Annotated in this window: 1 protein-coding gene; it reads left to right on the top strand. The window is 54.6% G+C overall.

All coding sequences use genetic code 11. From position 1 onward, the window contains the following. A partial coding sequence (locus tag ACL9RM_RS26375; RefSeq protein WP_414126689.1) for an amino acid adenylation domain-containing protein occupies nt 1-2,956 on the top strand: 2,956 nt, incomplete at both ends.

The following is a 2,956-nucleotide window of genomic DNA, read 5'->3' on the forward strand; positions in this document are numbered from 1 at the left end:
ATTCGGGGGCAGAGCTATTGTTAACGCAAAGCCATCTGGTGGATAAAGTGGCTTTCGACGGTAACGTGCTGGTGCTGAATGGGGCACAGAGTGTGTATCACGAGGATGCTTCCAATCTGGAGTCGTTGTCTGGTCCAAACGATCTGGCGTATGTCATTTATACGTCGGGTACGACGGGGCAGCCGAAGGGTGTTATGTTGGAGCATCGCGGTCTATGCAATCTGAAAACGTATTTTGATCAGACGCTCAAGATCCGCGCGTCGGATCATACGTTGCTGTTCGCCAGCTATTCGTTTGATGCGGCTTGCTGGGAAATCTTCCAGGCGCTGTTCTGCGGAGCCACGTTGTATGTGCCAACGTCAGAGACGATTTTGGACTATGAGAGATTCGAACATTATATGACAGAACATCAGATTACGGTGGCGACGTTGCCACCGACCTATGCGGTGTATCTGGAGCCGGGACGGATGCCAAACCTGCGTATTCTGTTCACTGCGGGTTCAGCATCCTCAACAGAATTGGTATACAAGTGGAAGGATCAGGTGGCGTACTACAACGGCTACGGTCCAACCGAAAACTCGGTGGCGACGTCCATCTGGCCGGTATCCGAGGATGAAAGGGCAGGACAACTCATTTCCATCGGACGCCCTATGCCGAATCATCGGGTGTACATGGTGGATGTGCATGGACATTTGGCTCCGGTAGGCGTAGCGGGTGAACTGTGCGTGTCCGGTCCGGGTCTGGCCCGTGGTTATCTGGATCGCCCAGAGCTGACGGCTGAGAAATTTATACCAAATCCGTTTGCGGCTGGTGAAGCCGGCTACGAACGAATGTACCGTACGGGTGACTTGGCGAGATGGATGCCAGACGGCAACATCGAATATTTGGGCCGGATCGACCATCAGGTGAAAATCCGGGGCTATCGGATCGAGCTGGGCGAGGTCGAGGCACAAATTTTGAAGGTGGAGGACGTACAGGAGGTCATCGTACTGGCCCAGGCGGACGAGCAGGGGCAAAACCAGCTGGTGGCGTACTATGTTGCTGAACGGGAAGTGAGCGCTGGTGAGCTGCGCAGCTTACTGGGCGAGGAGCTTCCAAACTACATGGTGCCTTCGTATTTGGTGCAGCTGGAGCAGATGCCGTTGACACCGAATGGTAAAATCGACCGCAAGGCACTGCCAACACCGGAAGGCAACCTGCAAAGCGGAGCCGATTATATCGCACCGCGGACGTGGGTGGAAGTGAAGCTGGCGCAAATTTGGCAGGATGTGCTGGGTCTGGCGCAGGTCGGTGTGAAGGAAAACTTCTTCGAGATTGGCGGACACTCGCTGCGGGCGACGACGCTGGCCTCGAAAATTCACAAGGAGCTGAACAAGCCGCTTCCACTACGCAGTATTTTTGAATCACCAACGATTGAACAACTGGCAGCGGTCATGGAAGGTTTGGATCAAGTGGCGTATGCGTCCATTCCGGTAACGGAAGAACGCAGCTTCTACCCGCTTTCCTCGGCGCAAAAACGACTGTTTGTGCTGCATCAGTTCGACCCGAATGATGTGAACTACAACATGCCGTCAGTGCTGCAAGTGAGTGGTCCGTTGGACGTGAAGCGAGTGGAGGACGTGTTCCGTCAACTGATCGCCCGCCATGCAACGTTGCGTACCCGCTTTGAGCTGGTGGACAGTGAGCCGGTGCAATGGATTGAGGACACCGTGCCGTTCGAGGTGGAGTATACGAAGGTACAGGTAGAGGGTGCAACTGCGGACACGATGGTCAGTCAGGAAGCACAAGAACGTGTGCGACAGTTTGTACGTCCGTTCGATCTGCAAGCCGCTCCGCTGCTGCGGGTAGGCTTGGTAGATTTGGGTGTACAAGGAACCGAGCAGGAATCGCAGCATTTGCTCATGCTCGATATGCACCATATCGTCTCGGATGGTGTGTCCATGGGGGTACTGACCGATGAATTTGTCCGCTTATACGACGGTGAAGAGCTTTCGCCATTGCGTATACAGTACAAGGATTATGCGGTATGGCAGCAAAGCGAAGCCCATCAAGAGTGGATGCAACGTCAGGAAGCGTACTGGCTCGACACCTTCCGGGGTGAACTGCCTGTGCTGGATCTACCTACAGACTTTGCCCGTCCGTCGGTACGAAGTACGGCAGGCGATACGGTGGTGTTCGGGCTGGAGCGCGAAGCTAGCGAACGCCTGAAGGAACTGGCGGCGCACACAGGCTCGACGCTGTATATGGTGCTGCTGGCAGCGTACACCGCGCTCTTACACCAATACAGCGGGCAAGAAGATATTGTAGTCGGCACACCGATTGCTGGACGACCGCATGCAGATTTGGAACCGATCCTCGGGATGTTCGTCGGTACGTTGGCATTGCGAAACTATCCGACAGCGGAACATACCTTCCGCAGCTACGTGGAAGAAGTGAAAGTTTGTGCTCTGCAAGCTTACGAACATCAGGACTATCCATTTGAGGAACTGGTGGAAAAGCTAAATGTGAAGCGGGATATGAGCCGCCATCCGCTGTTCGATACGATGTTTACCCTACAAACCACCGAGGAAGGCGAACTGCAACTGGCAGATCTGAGCTTCCGTTCATACGGTTTGGAACAAACGCCAGCGAAGTTTGATTTGACGCTGGAAGCCAGAGAGGAAGAGGCAGGTATCCAGTTCGGATTGCAGTATGCAACTGCGTTGTACGAGCGCGAAACGGTAGAACGGATGACACGTCACTTTGTTCGCTTGGCCGAAGCCGTGGCGGCGAACCCGGATGCGAAGCTGGGTGAGCTGGAGTTGATTACGGTAGAAGAAACCGAGCAGATTCTGAAGGTGTTCAATGATCCGAATGCGCACAGCCGGCTTGGAGCATTACAAGGCCGTTCGCTCAGCGAACGCTTTGAAGAGCAAGCGAAGCGCAACCCTGAGCGGATAGCAGTTGTGTCTGGGGC

This window comes from Paenibacillus sp. S29 (assembly GCF_049319765.1).
Taxonomy (GTDB): Bacteria; Bacillota; Bacilli; order Paenibacillales; family Paenibacillaceae; genus Paenibacillus; species Paenibacillus polymyxa_B.